The 20,455-nt window shown below is 73.9% G+C and carries 14 protein-coding genes; all 14 read left to right on the forward strand.

The features are described 5' to 3' along the window. Positions 1 to 453: 453 nt before the first annotated feature. The 14 genes from ACWDYF_RS17185 (at position 454) to ACWDYF_RS17250 (ending at position 20,455) form a co-directional block, all read left to right on the forward strand. Entirely contained in the window at positions 454 to 1,932 is a 1,479-nt protein-coding gene (locus ACWDYF_RS17185) for a sugar transferase (protein ID WP_389468568.1), read from the forward strand. Between the two features lie 73 nt (positions 1,933 to 2,005). Then, entirely contained in the window at positions 2,006 to 3,325 is a 1,320-nt protein-coding gene (locus ACWDYF_RS17190; protein WP_381739647.1) for a nucleotide sugar dehydrogenase, read from the forward strand. Then, entirely contained in the window at positions 3,315 to 4,595 is a 1,281-nt protein-coding gene (locus ACWDYF_RS17195) for a glycosyltransferase family 4 protein (protein WP_389468573.1), read from the forward strand. Before ACWDYF_RS17190 ends, ACWDYF_RS17195 begins: the two co-directional genes overlap by 11 nt. After that, on the forward strand, positions 4,592 to 6,145 hold the full coding sequence (locus tag ACWDYF_RS17200) for a Wzz/FepE/Etk N-terminal domain-containing protein (protein WP_389468576.1): 1,554 nt from the start codon (positions 4,592 to 4,594) through the stop codon (positions 6,143 to 6,145). Before ACWDYF_RS17195 ends, ACWDYF_RS17200 begins: the two co-directional genes overlap by 4 nt. Next, positions 6,142 to 7,656, forward strand: coding sequence for a Wzz/FepE/Etk N-terminal domain-containing protein (locus ACWDYF_RS17205; RefSeq protein ID WP_389468579.1), 1,515 nt, complete (start codon positions 6,142 to 6,144; stop codon positions 7,654 to 7,656). Before ACWDYF_RS17200 ends, ACWDYF_RS17205 begins: the two co-directional genes overlap by 4 nt. A gap of 3 nt (positions 7,657 to 7,659) precedes the next feature. Then, positions 7,660 to 9,600 (forward strand): asparagine synthase (glutamine-hydrolyzing), encoded by a 1,941-nt coding sequence (gene asnB, locus ACWDYF_RS17210; RefSeq protein WP_389468582.1) that lies wholly within the window; start codon positions 7,660 to 7,662, stop codon positions 9,598 to 9,600. A 33-nt stretch (positions 9,601 to 9,633) separates the two neighbouring features. Beyond that, positions 9,634 to 11,829, forward strand: coding sequence for a bi-domain-containing oxidoreductase (locus ACWDYF_RS17215; protein WP_389468585.1), 2,196 nt, complete (start codon positions 9,634 to 9,636; stop codon positions 11,827 to 11,829). After that, a complete protein-coding gene (locus ACWDYF_RS17220; RefSeq protein WP_389468588.1) occupies positions 11,826 to 13,781 on the forward strand; it encodes a heparinase II/III family protein in 1,956 nt (651 codons plus the stop codon). The genes ACWDYF_RS17215 and ACWDYF_RS17220 overlap by 4 nt, the downstream gene beginning before the upstream one ends. A gap of 8 nt (positions 13,782 to 13,789) precedes the next feature. Continuing rightward, positions 13,790 to 15,322: a right-handed parallel beta-helix repeat-containing protein gene (locus ACWDYF_RS17225; RefSeq protein WP_389468591.1), complete on the forward strand. Its 1,533-nt coding sequence runs from the start codon at positions 13,790 to 13,792 to the stop codon at positions 15,320 to 15,322. Next, positions 15,312 to 16,544, forward strand: coding sequence for a membrane protein (locus ACWDYF_RS17230; protein ID WP_026251981.1), 1,233 nt, complete (start codon positions 15,312 to 15,314; stop codon positions 16,542 to 16,544). Before ACWDYF_RS17225 ends, ACWDYF_RS17230 begins: the two co-directional genes overlap by 11 nt. A gap of 2 nt (positions 16,545 to 16,546) precedes the next feature. Next, the gene (locus tag ACWDYF_RS17235) at positions 16,547 to 17,788 is read left to right on the forward strand and encodes a glycosyltransferase (protein WP_389468595.1); all 1,242 of its coding nucleotides are present in this window, start codon (positions 16,547 to 16,549) and stop codon (positions 17,786 to 17,788) included. Then, a complete protein-coding gene (locus tag ACWDYF_RS17240) occupies positions 17,785 to 19,020 on the forward strand; it encodes a class I SAM-dependent methyltransferase (protein WP_389468598.1) in 1,236 nt (411 codons plus the stop codon). The genes ACWDYF_RS17235 and ACWDYF_RS17240 overlap by 4 nt, the downstream gene beginning before the upstream one ends. After that, positions 19,017 to 19,811, forward strand: a complete 795-nt coding sequence (locus ACWDYF_RS17245; protein WP_381739639.1) for a sugar phosphate nucleotidyltransferase — start codon at positions 19,017 to 19,019, stop codon at positions 19,809 to 19,811. The genes ACWDYF_RS17240 and ACWDYF_RS17245 overlap by 4 nt, the downstream gene beginning before the upstream one ends. Beyond that, positions 19,808 to 20,455 (forward strand): PIG-L deacetylase family protein, encoded by a 648-nt coding sequence (locus ACWDYF_RS17250; protein ID WP_389468601.1) that lies wholly within the window; start codon positions 19,808 to 19,810, stop codon positions 20,453 to 20,455. The genes ACWDYF_RS17245 and ACWDYF_RS17250 overlap by 4 nt, the downstream gene beginning before the upstream one ends.

Below are 20,455 nucleotides of genomic sequence, written 5' to 3' on the forward strand. Positions count from 1 at the left end.
CGGCAGCCGTGACGGCCGGGGCCCCTGAGCCGTCAAGATCCATTTTCAGGCGTTCTCCGGAAAAGATCATTATCGGAACACCAGAACGCCATACCGATCGACGATCATCAAATCTCGCAGCTCACGCACGAATTGCACACACCCTCTCTCCATATCGTTCCCGATGGTCTAGATTGACCGTGCTTCAGCTGTTCGTGCTCGGTACGGCCATTGACGATCAAGGGATACGGCGTCGCGGAAGACCGGCGGCCGTTTCCTCGGTACCAGACGTGAGGTGATCGTTCTCCGGGGTGCGAAAGGAGTCGAACAGCTCTTGAACAGCCGCGATGTGCTGCGGGGGCGGGAGAGGCGGGGGCCTCTCCGGGGGAGGAACAGCGCGGCGCGGGGGGCGGGGGCCTCCCGCGGACAGTGTGCGACGACGACGTCGGACCACTGCGGACCTGGGGGGGTTCTGTGCGGCAAGGGGAATTGGTCAGCCCGTTTCCGTCTGCGCGCGAGCGACTGGCGGACGGGTCACTGGGCCAGTCCGCCATCGACTGGGAACAGCGGTACCGACGTGCCGTGATCGCGGGTGACACCGCGGCCACCGCCTGCGTGGTGGCGGCCATCGGCAACTTCTTCGGGGCCCGGGACGCGGCCAACTGGCACGAGAAATGGGGAATTCTCGCATTCGGCACCGAACTGCTGGTGCTGGGCTCGCTCGCGGTGAGCCGGGCATGGGCACCGGCGGTTCTCGGCCAGGGAGCCGAGGAATTCCGCCGCCTCGGACGCTCGCTCTTCATGGCGACCGTGGCGCTGGCGCTCGGCGGAATCGCGCTCACCTCGCGCAACATCAAACTCTGGATCTTCGTCGCGATTCCCGCCATCGCGCTGATCACCATGACCGAGCGGTATCTGCTGCGCCTGTGGCTGCACAAGCAGCGCAAGGAAGGGCGCTGCCTGCGGCCGGTCCTGGCCGCCGGAAGCCCCGCCACCGTGCGCGACCTGATCACCCGCACCCGCAAGTTCCCGCACCTGGGCTGGCGGGTGGACGCGGTGTGCACGACGCAGGGCCCCACGCTCGACGGCGACCGGCTGGACGGGGTGCCGGTCGTCGGCCGGCTGGCGGACGTCTCCGGCCATGTCCGGCGCGACGGCTACCGGGTCGTGGCGGTCACCCCGGACCCGCACTGGTCACCGGACCGGCTCCAGCGGCTGGCCTGGAACCTGGAGGGCAGCGACGCCGAGATGGTCGTGGCCCCGGTGCTGATGGAGGTGGCCGGACCGCGGCTGCACGTCGACGCGGTGCTCGGGATCCCGCTGCTGCGGGTCAGCATGCCGTCCTTCACCGGCGGGCGGCGCGCCGTCAAGGGCGTCGTGGACCGGCTGGGCGCCGCGGTCCTGCTGCTGCTGTTCGCCCCGCTGATGGCGGCCGTCGCACTGCTCGTGCTGGCGGACAGCCGGGGCGGGGCGTTCTACCGGCAGCGCCGGGTCGGCAAGGACGGCCGCGAGTTCACCATCCTGAAGTTCCGCACCATGGTCGTCGGCGCCGACCGCGCACGCGCCGCGCTGGCCGACCGCAACGAGGGCGCGGGACTGCTGTTCAAGCTGCGCCGGGACCCGCGGGTGACCCGGGTGGGAGCGGTGCTGCGCCGCTACTCGGTCGACGAACTGCCGCAGCTCTTCAACGTGCTCACCGGATCCATGTCGCTCGTCGGCCCGCGCCCGCCGCTCCCGGAGGAGTCCGCCGCGTACGGCCCGGACATCCGGCGGCGGCTGCTGGTCAAGCCGGGTCTCACCGGCCTGTGGCAGATCAGCGGACGCAGCGACCTGTCGTGGGAGGAGGCGGTCCGGCTGGACCTGCGGTACGTGGAGGACTGGTCGCTCGCCCTGGACACGGTGATCTTGTGGAAGACGCTGCGTGCGGTGCTCTACGGGCAGGGGGCCTACTGATGCGCGGCGACCGCCGTCCGGCCGGTGCAAGAGGAGCGGGCCGCCACGGCCTGCCCAGGGGGAGGAACGGGACATGAGGGTCAGCGTTCTCGGGCTCGGCTACGTGGGCTGCGTGTCGGCCGCGTGCCTGGCCCGCATGGGGCACGACGTCATCGGGGTGGACGTGAACCAGGTCAAGGTCGACCTGGTCGCCGACGGCAGGGCCCCGGTGGTCGAGGAGGGGATCGGCGAACTGGTCGCCGAGGTCGTACGGAGCGGAGCGCTGCGCGCCACCGCCGACGTGCGCGAGGCGGTCCGGGAGAGCGAGGTGTCGCTGGTCTGCGTGGGCACCCCCTCGGAGCCCAACGGCTCCCTGTGCACCACCTATCTGGAGCGGGTCACCGAGGAGATCGGCGCCGCGCTGGCCGAGCGCGGCGGGCGGCACACCGTCGTGTTCCGCAGCACCATGCTCCCGGGCACCTGCCTGAACCTGCTGGTGCCCCTCCTGGAGAAGCACCTCGGCGGCACGGCCGGGGTGGACGTCGGGGTCGCGGTCAACCCGGAGTTCCTGCGCGAGGGCACCAGCGTGCGGGACTTCTTCGACCCGCCCAAGACCGTCATCGGCGAACTGGACCCGGCCGCCGGGGACGTGGTGGCGGCGCTCTACGACGGCCTGCCCGGCGAGGTGTTCCGGGTGCCGGTCCCCACGGCCGAGGCCATCAAGTACGCGGACAACGCCTTCCACGGCCTCAAGATCGGCTTCGCCAACGAGTTCGGCGCGGTGTGCCAGGCGCTCGGGGTCGACTCGCACCAGGTGATGGACGTGTTCCTGGCCGACCGCAAGCTGAACATCAGCCCCGCCTATCTGCGGCCCGGCTTCGCCTTCGGCGGCTCCTGCCTGCCCAAGGACCTGCGCAGCCTGGTGCACGCGGCGCGGCGGGCCGATGTCTCGGTGCCCATCCTCGCCCATGTGCTGCCCTCCAACGCCGACCACCTCCAGCGCGCGGTGGAGCTGGTGGAACGCACCGGCAGACGCCGGGTGGGCCTGTTCGGGCTGTCCTTCAAGCCCGGCACCGACGACCTGCGCGAGAGCCCGCTCGTCGAGCTGGCCGAGCGGCTCTTCGGCAAGGGCTACGACCTGCGGATCCACGACGCCAACGTGAGCCTGTCCCGGCTGCTCGGCGCGAACCGCGAGTACGTCGAGAACCGGCTGCCGCATCTCGCGCAACTGCTCGCGGACTCCGTCGAGGAGGTCCTCGACCACGCCGAGGTGTGCCTGGTCGGCACCAGGGACCCGGCCGTGCTGTCGGCGCTGCCCCGCGGTGGCGGCGGCCCGGTGATCGTCGATCTCGTCCACCTCCCCGACGCCGAAGCGCGCCGGGCCGAACCGGGGTACATGGGCCTTGCCTGGTGACACGTCGTTCGACCACACATCCGCCCACGGCCGGCCGGGGCGGCGCGCGCTGATCCTGGTGGAGAACCTGTCGGTGCCGTTCGACCGGCGGGTGTGGCAGGAGTGCACGACCCTGCGCGACGCGGGCTGGGAGGTGCACGTCGTCTGCCCCCGGGGCGGCAAGCGGGACACCGAGCCGGAGGCGGTGATCGACGGGGTGCGGATCCACCGCTACCCGCTGCGCGCGGCCACCGGAGGCCCGGCCGGGTATCTGCGGGAGTACGGATCGGCGCTGTGGCACACCTTCCGGCTGGCCCGCAAGGTCGGCCCGGTCCATGTGGTGCACGCCTGCAACCCGCCCGACCTGCTGTTCCTGCCCGCGCTGTGGCTGAAGCGGCGCGGCGCGCGGTTCGTCTTCGACCAGCACGACCTGGTGCCCGAGCTGTATCTGTCCCGGTTCGGCCGCGGCGAGGACCTGCTCCACCGCGCCGTGTGCGCGCTGGAGCGGCTGACCTACCGGGCCGCGGACATCGTGCTGGCCACCAACGAGAGCTACCGGGACGTCGCGGTGCGCCGGGGCGGGCGGCGCCCCTCGGACGTCTTCGTGGTGCGCAGCGCGCCGGACACCGACCGGTTCCGGCCCGTGCCGCCCGAGCCCGAGCTGAAGCGCGGCAAGCCCCATCTGCTGTGCTATCTCGGCGTCATGGGCCCGCAGGACGGCGTCGACTACGCGCTGCGGGCCCTCGCGAAGCTCCGGGACGAGCACGGGCGCACCGACTGGCACGCGGTGTTCGTCGGCGCCGGTGACACCTTCGACGCGATGGTGGAGCTGTCGCGGCGGCTCGGCCTCGCGGACCGGGTGGAGTTCACCGGGCGCGTCCCGGACGCCGATCTGGTGCGCTACCTGTGCACCGCGGACGTGTGCCTCTCCCCCGACCCGCACAACCCGCTCAACGACGTGTCGACCATGAACAAGGTCCTGGAGTACATGGTGATGGGCCGTCCGGTGGTCTCCTTCGACCTCCGGGAGGCACGGGTCTCCGCCGGGGACGCCGCCGTGTACGCGCCCGGCAACGACGAGAGCGAGTTCGCCCGGCTCGTCGCGGAGCTGCTGGACGACCCGGAGAAGCGCGATCTGATGGGCAAGACCGGCCGCGAGCGGATCGACGGGCCGCTGTCCTGGCGGAATTCGCAGGCGGCGCTGCTCGCCGCCTACGCCGCCGCCTGCGAGGGCCGTACCCCGGCGCCGAAGGGCGGCCCGCTCCGGGCGGGGCGGAGGCCGCGCCGTTGAGCGACGACACGATACGCCTGGTCACGGTCGGCCGGATCCTCCGTGGCCGCTGGCGGCTGCTCCTCGTGCTCACCGTGCTGGGCGCGCTCGCCGGTTACGGCGCCTCCCTGCTGTTCCCGCCGCGCTACACGACGTCGGCGTCGGTGCTGCTGCCGGGGGCGTGGGAGGAGCGCGAGCTGCTGACCCAGCAGGAGATCGCGACCAGTTCGGCCGTGACCGACCGGGCCGCCGCCGCGCTGCACTGGTCCGGGGTCGGCGGCAAGGACCTGCGGCGCCGGGTGAGCGCCAGGACCGCCGACGGGAACATCATCACGATCTCGGGCACGGCCTCCACCCCGGAGCGGGCGCAGCAACTGGCCGACCAGGTGGCCCAGCAGTTCGTCGCGTTCGCCGCGCACGTCGTGGACGCCGGTACCGACTCCGACGCGGCGGCGCAGCTCGACACGCTGCGGCAGATGGTGGTGCAGACCAGCCGCCGTATCACCGAGCTGGCCGACGCGGCCGACCCGGGGCGGACGGTGGAGAGCGTGCAGACCCGCACCGAGCTGGAGAAGCTGCGCACCTCGCTGCGGGAGGCCATCACCAAGCTGGACCAAGCCGACCCGACGGCCGGCAAGGCCACCATGGTCGTCATGGGCCCGGCGGCCCGGCCGTCCGGCGAGGCACCGCCGACCCGGTGGCAGCTCGTGGGCGCCGGGGCGCTGCTCCTCCTCCTGCTCGCGGTCCTCGGCCAGCTCGCCGCCGCCCGGATGAGCCGTCGGCTGCGCACCGCGCCGGAGATCGCCGCGGCGCTGGGTTCGCCGCTGCTGGGCACCGTCGACGTGCCCGGTGAGCGGTCGGCGCACCGGCCGGGCGGCCGTGGCGCGCGGGCCCGGCTGCGCCGGGTGCTGGGCACCGACGTCCGGTGGGACGTACCGGTGCCGCGGGTCGCCGCCGACGAGGCGGGGCGGCGGATCCGCCACCGGCGGGTGTGGGCCCGTCTCCAGGACCGGCTGACGTCCCCCGGGCGGCTGCTGGTCCTCGTCCCGGACGGCGACGAGGTCGCCCGCCGGGCCGCCGGGCAGCTCACCGCCGAGGCCGGGAGCGGTCCGGCCGCCCCGGATTCCCTGGCTTCCGCGGCTTCCGCGGCTTCCCCGGTGTCCGCGGCTTTCCCGGCTTCCCCGGGCTTCAGGGGTTCTTCGGGCCTCACCGGCGCCTCGGGCCTCACCAGCACCTTGAGCTCCTCGGGCTCCTCGGGCCTCACGGGCTTCATGGGCTTCACGGGCGGGGAACGCTCCGAGCCGCGGGTGGTGGGGATCTCCGTGTCGCGGCCGCTGGTGCCGGACCGCGACGGCGAGTCGGGCGCCCTGGTCGTGCTCAGCGCGGGCCACTGGACCGCGGACGAGCTGGCGGGCATCGCCGAGGCGTGCGCGGACGCCGGGCACGAGATCGTCGGCGTCGTCCTCGCCGCCCCGGTCCGGTCCCGTCCGGCACGCTCCGCCGGACGTCCGCCGAAGGAAGCCGCGACGGGGTCCGCGACCGGCGACGACGCGAAGGGAAGCCGAGGGTGACGACGAGCAACACCGCGGAGTCGCCGGCCGCCGCTCCGCTGCTGGACCTGCACGCCCTGGTGGTGGCGGTGCGCAGACGGCGCCGTCTGTGGTGCTCCCTGGCGCTGCTGGGACTGCTCGCCGGTGCGGCGGTCGCGGTCCTGCGGCCGCCGCCGCCCACCGCCGTGACCGAGGTGCTGGTCGCGCACCAGGAGGACCAGCCCAACGACCCCGGGACGCTCATCCGTACCGATGTCGCGCTGCTGCACACCACACGGATCGCCGGTGCGGCCCTGAAGTCCCTGCACTCCGCCGAGGCGCCGGAGGACTTCATGCGGGACTACCAGGGGGCCGGTCTGACCAACAACCTGATGCGGATCACCGTGACCGGCGCCAGCGACACGGAGGCGGTGGCCCGTGCCGGGGCGCTGGCCGACGCGTTCGTCGCCGACCACGTGCGGCGGATCCAGGAGGCCGCGACCGCCGAGGCCAAGGCGCTGCTCGACCAGCGGGACCGGATGCAGGGCGAACTCGCCCAGGTCAACAAGGCGATCGGGGACGGCACGCCGCAGAGCGGGCCGAAGGAGTCGGCCGACCTGGAGTCGCTCTTCGCCCGCCGGGCCGAACTCACCTCGCGGATAACCGACTTCAGCCAGCGCGCCGCCGACGCCCGCATCGGCACGCCCCGGCTCGTCGCCGGTACGCAGATCGTGGACGCGGCACGTCCGGTGCCGCACTCCCTGCCCCGGGCCGCCGCCACCGACGCCGCGATCGGGCTCGTCCTCGGGCTGGCCCTCGGGCTCGCGGTGGCCGCCGTGGGCGCGGTGGTGGCCGACCGCCCCGTACTGCGCCGGGAGATCGCGGCGCACCTCGGCGCCTCGGTGCTCGCGGAGCTGCCCCACCGCCCCGGACGGCGCCGCAGGACCCGGGCGGCGCACGAACGGCTCACCGCGTTCCTGGCCCGCACCGTGCACGGCTCGCCGGAGCCGGTGTCGCTTCTGGAGCTGGGCTGCGCGCGCACCGCGAGCGCGCTCGCGGTGGACCTCGCCCGCGCGCTGGCGGAGCGGGGGCGGCCGGTGACCGTCGTGGACGGGCTGCCCGGCACCCGGCTCCCGGGCCGCCGCCCGCGCCCGGACGACCCGGCCGTGATCGGCGGCGACGAGGCCGCCGGACTGCCCCGCCACGAGCGGTGGATCGGCGTGGGCTCGGTGGCGCCCGGCACGGCGTGGACCGACCTGCGCCGTCTCGGCACCCGGACCGTGCTCGTCGTACGGGCCGGGCACGCGGGCACCGCCTGGCTGCACACCGTGGCCCGGCACCTCGCCGACCAGCACGTCCCGGTGCTGGGCGTGGTGCTGGTCGACCCCGATCCGCGCGACCGCACCGACGGCACGCTGTGGGACGGGCCGCACACCGCGCTGCGCGGCGCGGGCGAGCGCACGGCCCGGCTCAACGGAACGGGTCCGCGGTGGACGGAGCTGCCGCCGACGCGGGCGGCACGGGTCCCGGACAGCGATCAGGAGGCGCGGTAGCACATGTGCGGCATCGCAGGCACGTACCGGTGGCCGGACGGCAAGGCCGTCGCCGACCGGCTCACCGAGGTTCTCGCCCACCGCGGTCCGGACGGGGCGGGGCGGTACAGCCACCCCGTGGGGGACGGCGAGGTGCACCTCGGGCACCGTCGGCTGGCCGTCGTCGACCTGTCGCCGACCGGCGCCCAGCCGATGGTCTCCGGCGGCCTGGCCCTGACGTACAACGGCGAGCTGTACAACGCGCCCGAGCTGCGCGCCGAACTGGCCGCCGCCGGGGTGCGCTTCCGCGGCACCTCCGACACCGAGGTGCTGCTGGAGGCGTGGCGGCGCTGGGGCACGGACTGCCTGCCCCGGCTGCGTGGCATGTTCGCGTTCGGGGTGTTCGACGAGCGGACCGGTGATCTGGTGCTCGCCCGCGACCAGTTGGGCATCAAGCCGCTGTTCGTGCTCCGCCGGGGCGAGGGCCTGGTGTTCGCCTCCGAGCTGAAGGCGCTCGCCGCCGTGAGCGGCGGTTCGCTCCAGGTGGACCACGCGGCGCTGGTGGCCTCGCTGCTGTACTACTGGGTGCCGGACTCGCGGTGCGCGTTCCGCGAGGCGGAGAAGCTGCCGCCGGGGAGCTGGCTGAGGTGCCGGGCCGACGGGCGGGTGGAGCGCGGCCGGTACTGGCGGCTGAAGGACGTCGCCGCCGAGGGCGCCGAGCGGGCCCAAAGCGGCGAGCGGCCGGATCTCGCCGCCGTGGTGGAGGAGTCGACGCGCCGCCATCTGCTCTCCGACGTGCCGGTGGCCGCCTTCCTCTCCGGCGGGCTGGACTCCAGCTATCTGACCGCGCTGGCGGCCCGCGAGCGGCCGGGCCTCTCGGCCTACACGATCGGGTTCCGCGCCGAGGACGCCCGGTTCGAGGCGATGCCGGACGACCTGCGCTACGCCCGGCAGGTGGCGGAGCGGTTCGGGGTCGACCTGCACGAGATCGAGATCGCCCCGGACGTGCTCGACCTGCTGCCCCGGATGACGTACCACCTGGACGAGCCGATCGGCGACCCGGCGGCGATCAACACCTTTCTGATCTGCTCGGCCGCCCGCGACGCCGGGGTCAAGGTGATGCTCTCGGGGATGGGCGCCGACGAGCTGTTCGCCGGGTACCGCAAGCACCTGGCCAATCTGCTCGCGCTGCGCTACCAGCGCGTGCCCCGGCCGCTGCGGCGCGGTCTGTCGCGGGCCGTGGACCGGCTGCCGGTGGCCTCGGCCCGCCGGGGCTACCGGTCGGTGCGCTTCGCCAAGCGGTTCCTGTCCTTCGCCGGGCTGCCGGAGGAGACGGCGTTCCGGCGCAGCTACACCATGTACGACCGGGACGAGCTGCTCGCGCTGGTCGACCCGGACCTGGCCGGGGCGGTCGAGGACGTGCTGACCGAGCACGCGGACGTGTACCGGGACAACACGCTCGACGACTTCGTCAACCGCATGTGTCTGGGCGACGCCCGGATGTTCCTGCCGGGCCTGAACCTCGCCTACACGGACCGGTCGAGCATGGCCGCCTCGACCGAGGTGCGGGTGCCGTACGTGGACGTCGAGGTGGTGAAGGCGGCGTTCGCGGTGCCCGGCGACCGCAAGATCGTCGGGCGGCAGGGCAAGGCGGTCCTCAAGGAGGCGGCGGGCACGGTCCTGCCCAAGGAGATCGTGTACCGGCCCAAGGGCCTGTTCAGCGCCCCGCTGCGGGCCTGGATGAGCCGGGACCTGGCGCCGCTGGTGCGCGAGGTGGTGCACGACGGCGAGCTGGTCCGCTCCGGGTTCCTGCGCCGCGACGCGCTGGCGCGGATGGCCGCCGAGGACGCCGCCGGGCACCGGGACTTCTCCAAGCATCTGTGGCATGTGCTGACCCTCGAACACTGGTATCGCGGCGCGGTCACGGGGACCGGCCCGCACGCTCCTTCGACGTCGACGGCTTAGAGACAGCAGAGACATGAGAGACAAGGGACTTCGGTGAAACAGGTCGTGCAGAACTACCGGAGCGGCGAACTGGCGCTGCTCGACGTGCCGGTGCCCGGGTGCAAGCCGGGCGGAGTGCTGGTACGGAGCGCCTACTCGCTGATCTCCACCGGGACCGAGCTGATGAAGGTGTCCGAGGCCGGCATGTCGATGCTGGGCAAGGCCCGTTCGCGTCCCGACCAGGTGGCCAAGGTCGTGCAGAGCGTCGCGGCCAACGGGGTGCCGGCCACGTACCGCAAGGTGATGGGCAAGCTGGACTCCTACACGCCGCTGGGCTACTCGCTGTGCGGGGTGGTCGAGCAGGTCGGCGCCGGGATCGACGAGGTGAAGGCCGGTGACCTGGTGGCCTGCGCGGGCAACGAGCACGCGCTGCACGCCGAGCTGAACTGGGTGCCGAAGAACCTCTACGCACCCGTGCCCGACGGCCTGGCGCCCCGGCACGCGGCCTTCGGCACCGTCGGCTCGATCGCGTTGCAGGGCGTGCGCCAGGGCGAGTCGCGGCTCGGCGAGGTGGCCCTGGTCATCGGCCTCGGGCTGATCGGGCAGCTGGTGGTGCAGTTGCTGACGGCCTCCGGGGTGCGTGTGGTCGGGGCCGACCCGGATCCGGCGCGCTGCGAACTGGCCGCCCGCCTCGGCGCGGTGGCCTGCGGCGATCCCGGCTCGGCCGCCGTGGAGAACTCCGTCGCCGAGCTGAGCGGCGGCCACGGCGCCGACCAGGTGTATCTGGCGGCGGGCGGCGGCAGCAACCAGCCCGTGGAGCTGGCCGCCCGGCTCGCCCGGGACCGGGGCCGGGTCGTCGACATCGGCAAGTGCCGCCTGGACCTGCCCTGGAACGCGTACTACGAGAAGGAGCTGGACGTCCGGTTCTCCCGCTCCTACGGCCCCGGGCGCTACGACCCGGAGTACGAGCTGGAGGGGCGGGACTACCCGATCGGCCATGTGCGCTGGACCGAGCGGCGCAACCTGGCGTGCTTCCTCGATCTGCTGGCCCGCGGCCGCGTCGACGTGGAGCCGCTGATCTCCCATCTGGCCGACTTCGACGACGCCGTGGAGACGTACCGGCGGCTGGAGGGCGGCGAACTGAAGGCCGTGGCCGTGCTGTTCCGCTATCCGGGGCAGCCCGCGGCGGCCCCGGAGGCGGCGGCACCGGCGGTGGCCGTGCCCGCCGTGCGGCGCGGCGGCGCGGCGCAGCCACCGGCCCGGCCCGCCGGGACTCCGGTGCGGCTGGCGTTCGTCGGCGCGGGCAACTACGCGACGTCGATGCTGCTGCCGCACCTGGCGGGCCGCGAGGGCGTCGAACTGTCCGCGGTCGTCACCACGACGGCGCTGTCCGCGGCCAACGCCCGGCGCACGTTCGGCTTCGCCCGTGCCACCACCGACCTCGACACGGTGCTCGGCGACCCGTCCGTGGACGCGGTGTTCGTGGTGACCCGCCACCACTCGCACGCCGAGCTGACCCGCAGGGCGCTGCTGGCCGGCAAGGCGGTGTTCGTGGAGAAGCCGCTCGCGCTCACCGAGGACGAGCTGTCCGGGGTGCTCGCGGCGGTGGAGGAGTCCGGCAACGACCGGATCCAGGTGGGCTTCAACCGCCGGTTCGCGCCGCTGCTCCAGGAGGCCAGGAAGCTGCTCGGCACCCGGACGGGACCGGCGAGCCTGCGCTATTTGGTCAACGCCGGGCGTCTCGAACACGGCAGCTGGTACCTCCAGCAGGGCACGGAGGGCTCGCGGTTCACCGGTGAGGGCGGGCACTTCATCGACACGGCGAGCTGGCTGCTGGGCGCCGACCCGGTCTCGGTGTACGCCGTCGCCCCGCCCGGCCAGGAGGACCTCCAGGTCGTGCTGTGCTACCCGGACGGCTCCACCGCCACCGTCAGCTACGTCACCGGCGGCGCGCCCGGCTTCCCCAAGGAGACGCTGGACCTGGTCGCGGACGGCAAGGTGCTGCGCCTGGACGACTTCGTCCGGGCCGCCGTCCACGAAGGGCGCCGCAGGCAGTGGGCCGGGTCCCGGCTGCCCCGGGCCCGGGACAAGGGGCAGAACGCCGAACTCGCCGCGTTCGTCCGGGCGGTGCGCACCGGCGGACCGATGCCGGTGCCGCTGGAGTCGCTGGTGGCGACCACGTCGGCCACCCTCGCCGTGCGGGCCTCGCTGGCGGCCGGCGGGCCGGTGACCCTGGCGGCGGCGCGATGACCATGGGCGCGGGCTGGTACCTGCGGCGGCTGTCCCGGATGGGGCCGCGGGAGATCGGCGGCCGGACGGCCGACGCGGTGCGCAGACGGCGGTGGCGGTCGGCGGCGCCGCCGAGGCGCCCGGAGGTGACCGGCGCCCGGTTCACGGCGGTGCTGCCCGCGGGCACGGCCGCCGCGGTGCCTCCGGACGCCGCCAAGCGCCTGCTGGCCGAGGCGGACCGGCTCATGGCCGGGCACGGCGGCTGGTTCGGGGTGGCCCGCGAGGACCTCGCCGATCCGGACTGGTCGTACGACCCGAGGACCGGGCGCCGGGCCCCCGGCGGCTACGCCTTCGACGTGCCCTACCGGGACGAGGAAGCGGTCGGGGACATCAAGCAGATCTGGGAGCCGTCCCGGCACCAGTACCTCACCGTGCTCGCCGCCGCCCACGCGCTCACCGGCGACGAGCGGTACGCGGAGCGGGTGGCCGCCCTGCTGCGGTCGTGGTGGGCGGCCGAGCCGCCGCTGCGCGGGGTGCACTGGACCAGCGGCATCGAGCTGGGGATCCGGCTGCTGTCGTGGGTGTGGGTCCGGCGGCTGCTGGAGGGCTGGCCGGGCGCGGCGGCGCTGTTCGAGGACAACCCGGTGGCGCTGGACCAGATCTGGCACCACCAGCGCTGGCTGGCCGCCTTCCCGAGCCGGGGCTCGTCGGCGAACAACCATGCCGTCGCCGAGGCCGCCGGGCAGTTGGCCGCGTCCTGCGCGTTCGGCTGGTTCCCCTCCTCGCCGCGCTGGCGCGCCGACGCGCTGGCGTCGCTGGAGCGGCACCTGAGGAGCAACACCTTCGGCTCCGGTCTCAACCGCGAACTGGCCACCGAGTACCACGGTCTGGTCCTCGAACTGGGGCTCGCGGCCGTGGCGGAGGCGGACGCCGCCGGTGTGCCGGTGCCCGCGGTGGTCCGGCTGGTGCTGCTGCGGATGACGGACGCGCTCGCGGCCGTCGTGGACAGCACGCTGCGGCCGCCGCGCCAGGGCGACGCGGACGACGGGCACGGCCTGGTCGTGGACGGCGCGGGCACCGACCGCTGGGGCTCGCTGCTGGCCACCGGGGACGCCGTGTTCGGGCGGCTGGACTGGTGGCCGCAGGTGCCCGGCACCGATGTGCGCACCCCGCTGCTGGCCGCCCTGGTGCGGCCCGGCGCCCCGGCCGTGTCCCGCCCGGCTCGGCGGCCGGACCACTTCGCCGACGCGGGCCTGACCGTGCTGCGGAGTCCCCGGGGGATCTGGTGCCGCTGCGACGGCGGCCCGCACGGCTTTTTGTCCATCGCCGCGCACGCCCACGCGGACGCGCTGTCCGTGGAGGTCCGGCACGACGGGGTCGACGTGCTCGCCGACCCGGGGACGTACTGCTACCACGGGCAGCCCGCGTGGCGGCGGTACTTCCGCTCGACGCTCGGCCACAACACCCTGGAGCTGGACGGCGCCGACCAGTCCGGCTCCGGCGGCCCGTTCCTGTGGACGCGGCAGGCCCGCAGCCGGGTCCTGGCCGCGGACCCGTCCGGCGCCGAGAGCGGGGGGACCGCCCGCTGGTGCGCCGAACACGACGGCTACCGGCCCTCCGTGCACCGCCGCCTGGTGGAACTGGACGGCAGCACAGAGGAGTTGCGCGTCGTCGACGAGGTGCGCGGACCGCGCCGCGCCGTACGCCTGGCGTTCCATCTCGGCCCGGCGGTCACCGCGGACCTGGCGGGGCACCGGGCCGTGCTCACCTGGACCCGGGACGGCGAGGACCGCCGCGCGGTGCTGGACCTGCCCGCGCGGCTGGACTGGCGGGCGCACCGCGGCGAGAGCGACCCGCCGCTCGGCTGGTACTCCCCCGGATTCGGCCGCAGGGAGCCCGCCACGACCCTGGTCGGCACCGGATTCACCGACGGCACACAGGAGTTCACCACCGTGCTCGGGTTCGGCGGCTAGGGGGGCGTGTGGGGAACAAGTGGCGGCACCGGAGGCTGCCCGCGGCATTGCTGGCGCTGGCCCTGTCGGCGGCGGCCGGCTGCGACGGCACGCACACCGCGCGGCCGAAGCCGACCGCCGCGCCGTCCGCGTCCGCGGCCCGGGTGTGCGCCGAGCCCGCGCCCGGTCCCGCGAAGGCACCGGCGGGCGCCGTGACCGTCGACCCCGCCGTCACCGGCGACCTGGCCGCCCAGACCAGGAACAGCCCCCCGCACACCACCTTCTGGCTCCGGCCGGGCACGCACCGGCTCGGCCCGGACCGCTACGCCCAGGTCCTGCCCAAGGAGGGCGACACCTATCTCGGGGCGCCGGGCGCGGTGCTGGACGGCCGGAAGACCAACCAGTACGCGTTCGGCGGCACCGCCCCCGACGTCACCATCCGCTTCCTGACCGTGCGGGGGTTCGCGGCCCCGCAGAACGAGGGCGTCGTCAACCACGACTCGGCCGACGGCTGGGTGATCGAGCACACCACGATCCGGGACAACTCCGGTGCCGGGCTGATGGCCGGGGCCCGCCAGCAGGTCCGCGCCAGTTGTCTGCGCGGCAACGGCCAGTACGGCATGAACGCCTACAAGGGCACCGGGCGGATCACCGGCCTGGTGCTCGACGGCAACGAGATCACCGGCAACAACACGGACGACTGGGAGCGGCGGAAGCCGGGCTGCGGCTGCACGGGCGGCGTCAAGTTCTGGGACGTCGACGGCGCCGACGTACGCGGCAACTGGGTGCACGACAACCGCGGGGCCGGGCTGTGGGCGGACACCGACAACAACGACTTCCTCGTCGAGAGAAACGTGATCGAGGCCAACGACGGCGCCGCGCTGATCTACGAGACCAGCTACAACGCGGTCGTCCGCGACAACACGATCCGCCGCAACAACCTGGTGGAGGGCCGCCGTTACGCCGACCGCGGCGACACCTTCCCGTTCGCGACCGTCTATGTGTCCGAGTCCGGCGGCGAACCGCGGATCCCGGCCCGCATGGACAAGATCGAGATCTACCGGAACCTCCTGGAGGACAACTGGTCCGGCATCACCCTGTGGGAGAACGCCGACCGGTTCTGCAACAGCCCGGCCAACACCTCCTCCGGCTCCTGCACGCTGCTGGTGAAGGACGCCCGCCGCTGCGCGCGGCCCGCGATCGCCCGCGCGCCGCTCTACTCCGACTGCCGCTGGAAGACCCAGCGGGTGGACATCCACGACAACCGCTTCGTGCTGGACAAGGCCGCCGTCGGCTGCACGGTGAAGTGCGACCGGATGGCGGTGCTCGCCAACTACGGCACCTACCCGGACTGGTCGCCGTACCAGGGCGAGCGGGTGGCCGAGGCGATCACCCTGGGGCAGCACAACCGCTGGCACGACAACGTCTACGTCGGGCCGTGGACGTTCGTCGCGCACGACCCGAGCCGGACCCTGGACCGGACGCAGTGGCAGGGCGCGCCCTACCACCAGGACACGGGCAGCACCTTCCCCGTCCGAGGCGGTGACCCGGATGGCGGCTGACCGCACGTCGCGGATCGTCGGGGCGTCCTGGGGCCTGCTGGTCCTCAACACCCTCGGCTCCGCCGGGGCGCGCACCATCGTGCCGCTGCCCCGCTCCCTCATCCAGATGGTCACCATGGGCGCGCTGGTCGCCGCGTTCGCGCTGGCGCTCGCGGTCAACCCCCGGGTGCGGATCCGTCCCGGCGCCTATCTGCTGCTGCTCACCCTGCTGCTGGTGCCGAGCGTGATCTCCAGCGTGCATCTGGCGTCCGGGTTCGGCGCGCTGTTCCGCTGCGGCCGGCTGGCGCTGTTCGTCAGCACGCTGTGGCTGCTCAGCCGCTGGTGGGACGGCGGCACGACGTTCGTACGGCACCACATCCGGATGTATCTGGCGGTGCTCGCCTCGGTGGCCGCCGGTCTGGTCGCCTCGCCGGGCGCGGCCCTGCCCGACCTCTACGGCGGGCGGCTGGTCGGCGCGTGGTGGCCGCTGACCCCGCCGCAGATCGGGCAGTACGCGGCGGTGATCATCGGGCTGACCGTGCTGCTGGTGCTGGGCCGCCGCACCGACCGGACCAGTGCGGCGGTGGTCGTCGTGCCGTCCCTGGTGCTGCTGGCGCTGACCCACACCCGCACGGCCACGCTGGGGCTGCTCGTCGGGCTGGCGGCGGCGATCGGCTCGCTGGTGCTGACCAGCGCCGCCGCCCGCCGGTTCTTCGCCTGGGCCCTGCTGTGCGGCGCGGTGGCCGCGGTGGGCTTCTCCTCGGCGGTGCAGACGTGGTTCCTGCGCGGGCAGAGCCAGGAGAACTTCTCCAGCCTCACCGGCCGCGCCAAGGTCTGGCACGCGCTGCTGACGGCGCCCCGGACGACCACGGAGTACCTGTTCGGCGCGGGCCTGGGCGACAAGTCCTTCGACGGGCTGCCGATCGACAACAGCTGGCTGGCCGTCTACAACGAGCAGGGCGTGCTGGGCGTCGCCCTGGTCGCGGCGGTCATCGCCGTGCTGGGCGGTGTCGCGCTGCTGCGCCCGCCGTCGCTGTCGCGGGCCTGCGCGATCTTCCTGATCACCTACTGCGCCATCGCGTCGTACACCGAGGCCGGGCTGGGCGACGCCTCGCCGTATCTGCTGCATCTGGCCGTGGCCGCCTCGCTGCTGGCGGCGCCCGCCGAGGCCGCCGCGCTCCCGGCGCCCGGCGTACCCCGGCGGCACGTGCCGCGCTGGGCCAAGAGTGGGGAGGTGAGCTGAGCATGCGTGTCCTCGTGGTGCACAACCGCTACGCGTCGGCGCAGCCGAGCGGCGAGAACAGGGTCGTCGACCAGGAGGTGGCGCTGCTGCGCGAGGCCGGGCACCGCATCGAGGTGTTCGAGCGGCGCAGCGACGACATCGCCGCCCGGTCCCTGCCGGGCAAGGCCGCCGTCCCGCTGCTGGTGCCGTGGAACCCGGCGGTCCGCGCGGAACTCGCCGCCCGGCTGCGGACGGCACGGCCGGACGTGGTGCACATCCACAACGTCTTCCCGCTGCTGTCCCCCGCGGTGCTGGCCGCCTGCGCCGACACCGGGGTGCCCGCCGTCGCCACCCTGCACAACTACACCCAGGTCTGCCCGCCGGGCACGCTGCACCGGGACGGCCGGGCGTGCACCGAGTGCGTCGGGTCCACGCCGCTGCCCGCCGTCCGGCACGGCTGCTACCGCGGCTCCCGGCTGGCGACGGTGCCGCTCGCGGTCGGCATGGCGGTCAACCGGCGGCGGTGGTGGACGGGCGTGGAGCGGTTCTTCTGCATCTCCGCGGCGCAGCGCGAGGTCCTGGTGCGGGCCGGGATGCCGGCCGGGCGGCTGGCGGTGAAGCACAACTTCGTGCCCGAGCCGGGCGTCCGCCGCGACGGCCCCGGCGAGCACCTGCTGTACCTGGGCCGGCTCGCGGAGACCAAGGGCGTACGGCTGCTGATGGCCGCGTGGGACGAGATCGCGGCCGGCGGCGGTGCGGGGGTGCCGCTGGTGATCGCCGGGGCGGGGCCGCTGGAGCGGGAGGTGACGGCCTGGGCGGCGGGCCGCGACGACGTGCGCTACGCCGGTCTGCTCGATGGGGACGAGTGCCGCCGGACCGTCGCCCGGTCGGTGGCCGTGGTGGCGCCGTCCACCTGGCTGGAGGCGTTCGGCCTGGTGGTGGTGGAGGCGATGGCGGCGGGCGTCCCGGCCGTCGCCGCCGCGCACGGCGCCTTCACCGAACTCGTCGAGGACGGGGTGACCGGGCTGCTGCACCGGCCGGGCGAGGCCGCCTCGCTCGCGTCCTGCCTGCGCCGGATCACCGCCGAGGGGGCGCCGGGCGAGGCGATGGGCCGGGCGGCCCGGCTCCGTTACGAGCAGGGCTTCAGCCCGGCCGTCGGGCTGGAGCGCCTGCTGGAGGGGTACCGCTCCGCGATCGCGGGACGGACGGCACTGGCCCGTGACGGGGATTCCCGCGCGGGCAGGGGGGATGGGGACAGCGGATGACACGATGCCGACTCTGCGGCTCCGAGGCGATGACGAGCGTCGTCGACCTGGGGGCGACACCACCGTGCGAGAGCTTCCTCGCCGCGGACCAGCTGGACGACCCGGAACCGGCGTACCCGCTGCACCTGCGGGTCTGCGCCGACTGCTGGCTGGCGCAGCTCCCGCCGCTGATCACCCCGGAGGAGACGTTCAAGGAGTACGCGTACTTCTCCTCGTACTCGGCCTCCTGGGTGGAGCACGCGCGCGCGTTCGTCGACGGCGCCGTGCGGCGGCTGGGCCTGGGCGAGGACTCCTTCGTGGTGGAGGTCGCCAGCAACGACGGGTATCTGCTGCGGCACGTGGTGGACCGCGAGATCCGCTGCCTGGGCGTCGAGCCGTCGGTGAACGTCGGCGCGGCGGCGCGGGAGGCGGGCGTGCCCACGCTCACCGCGTTCCTCGACCCGGACACCGGAGCGGCCGTCCGCGCCGAGCACGGCCCGGCCGACCTGGTCGTGGCCAACAACGTGTACGCGCACATCCCCGACGTCACCGGCTTCACCCGGGGCCTGCGCGCCCTGGTCGCCGACGACGGCTGGGTCTCCGTCGAGGTTCAGCACCTGCTGACCCTGATCGAGGAGAACCAGTACGACACGATCTACCACGAGCACTTCCAGTACTACACGGTCGCCTCCGCGATCCGCGCGCTGGCCGGCGGCGGGCTCGCGCTCGTGGACGTCGAGCTGCTGCCCACGCACGGCGGTTCGATCCGGCTGTGGGCCCGGCCCGCCGAGGCGGCCGGTACGCCGTCGCGGCGCGTCGCCGACGTGCTGGCCCGGGAGCAAGCCGCCGGGCTGCAAGAGCTGTCCGGGTACACCGAGTTCTCCGCCCGGGTGGCCAAGGTGCGCCGCGATCTGCTGCGGTTCCTCGTGGAGGCGGCCGACCGCGGCGAGACGGTGGTGGGCTACGGCGCCCCGGGCAAGGGCAACACCCTGCTCAACCACTGCGGCATCCGGCCCGATCTGCTCCCGTACACGGTCGACCGCAACCCGTACAAGCACGGCAGGTTCACCCCCGGCACCCGCATCCCGATCCTGCCGCCCGAGCGGATCGCCGCCGACCGGCCCGACTACGTGCTGGTCCTGCCGTGGAACCTGCGGGCCGAGCTGGTCGAGCAGCTGTCCTATGTGCACGACTGGGGCGGCCGGCTGGTCTTCCCCATACCGGAACTGAGCATTGTCGAGGTCAGGCCATGAAGGTCGTACTCTTCTGCGGCGGCTACGGGCTGCGCATGCGCAACGGCACCTCCGACGACGTGCCCAAGCCGATGGCGATGGTCGGCCCGCGCCCGCTGATCTGGCACGTGATGCGCTACTACGCGCACTACGGGCACACGGAGTTCATCCTGTGCCTGGGCTACGGGGCCCACCACATCAAGGAGTTCTTCCTCCGCTACGAGGAGACCGCCTCCAACGACTTCGTGCTGCGCGGCGGGCGGACCGAGCTGCTGTCCACCGACATCTCCTCGTGGACGATCACGTTCGTGCAGACGGGCCTGGAGTCGCCGATCGGCGAGCGGCTGCGCCGGGTGCGCCACCATCTGGACGGCGACGAGATGTTCCTCGCCAACTACGCCGACGTGCTCACCGACGCGCCGCTGCCGGAGATGATCGACCGGTTCGCGCGGCGCGACGCGGGCGCCTCGATGATGGTGGTGCCGCCGCAGTCCTCGTTCCACTGCGTGGAGCTGGGCGACGACGGCCTGGTGGGCGGCATCACCGCGGTGAGCGAACTGCCGCTGTGGGAGAACGGCGGCTACTTCGTGCTCCGCCAGGAGGTCTTCGACCACATCCCGGAGAACGGGGACCTGGTGGCCGACGGCTGCGCCCAACTGGCCAAGCGGGGACGGCTGACGGCGTACCGGCACCGCGGTTTCTGGAAGCCGACCGACACCGTCAAGGAGCGCGCCGCGCTCGACGAGGCGTACGCCCGGGGCGAGCGGCCGTGGGCCGTGTGGGAGCGGGCCGGCGCCGGGGCGCGGGCGTGATCCGGCTCGGGGCCGGGCCCCTGGACCGGGTCGTCGCGGTCGGCGCGCACTGCGACGACATCGCCATCGGCGCCGGCGGCACCCTGCTGGCGCTCTGCCGCGCCCGGCCCGGCGTCCGCGTCGACGCGCTGGTGCTCTCGGGCGGCGGCGGCGAGCGGGAGCAGGAGGAGCAGGCCGCGCTCGCCGCCTTCTGTCCGGGCGCCGACCTGCGGCTGACCGTGCTCAAACTGCCCGACGGCCGGATCCCGGCGCGCTGGGAGGAGGCCAAGGCGGCGGTCGAGGAGCTGCGCGCGCGCACCGAGCCGGACCTCGTGCTGGCCCCGCGCGCCGACGACGCGCACCAGGACCACCGCACCCTGGCGCGGCTGCTGCCCACCGCGTTCCGCGACCACCTCGTGCTCGGCTACGAGATCGTCAAGTGGGACGGCGACCTCGGCCGTCCGGCGGTGTACCAGCCGCTGTCACCGGAGACCGCCGAGCGGAAGGTGCGGCTGCTCCAGGAGCACTATCCCTCGCAGCGGCACCGGCCCTGGTACGACCGGGAGACCTTCCTCGGGCTCGCCCGGATCCGCGGCATCGAATGCCACGCGCGCTACGCCGAGGCGTTCGCCGTCACCAAACTCACTCTCGACCTGGGGGAATGA

The sequence above is a fragment of the Streptomyces sp. NPDC003284 genome, assembly GCF_053589675.1.

Bases quoted from the DNA above. Each gene is read 5' to 3' on its own strand.
- ACWDYF_RS17190 (WP_381739647.1), top strand. From the start codon at position 2,006: ATGAGGGTCAGCGTTCTCGGGCTCGGCTACGTGGGCTGCGTGTCGGCC.
- asnB (WP_389468582.1), top strand. From the start codon at position 7,660: ATGTGCGGCATCGCAGGCACGTACCGGTGGCCGGACGGCAAGGCCGTC.
- ACWDYF_RS17220 (WP_389468588.1), top strand. From the start codon at position 11,826: ATGACCATGGGCGCGGGCTGGTACCTGCGGCGGCTGTCCCGGATGGGG.
- ACWDYF_RS17230 (WP_026251981.1), top strand. From the start codon at position 15,312: ATGGCGGCTGACCGCACGTCGCGGATCGTCGGGGCGTCCTGGGGCCTG.
- ACWDYF_RS17235 (WP_389468595.1), top strand. From the start codon at position 16,547: ATGCGTGTCCTCGTGGTGCACAACCGCTACGCGTCGGCGCAGCCGAGC.
- ACWDYF_RS17240 (WP_389468598.1), top strand. From the start codon at position 17,785: ATGACACGATGCCGACTCTGCGGCTCCGAGGCGATGACGAGCGTCGTC.
- ACWDYF_RS17245 (WP_381739639.1), top strand. From the start codon at position 19,017: ATGAAGGTCGTACTCTTCTGCGGCGGCTACGGGCTGCGCATGCGCAAC.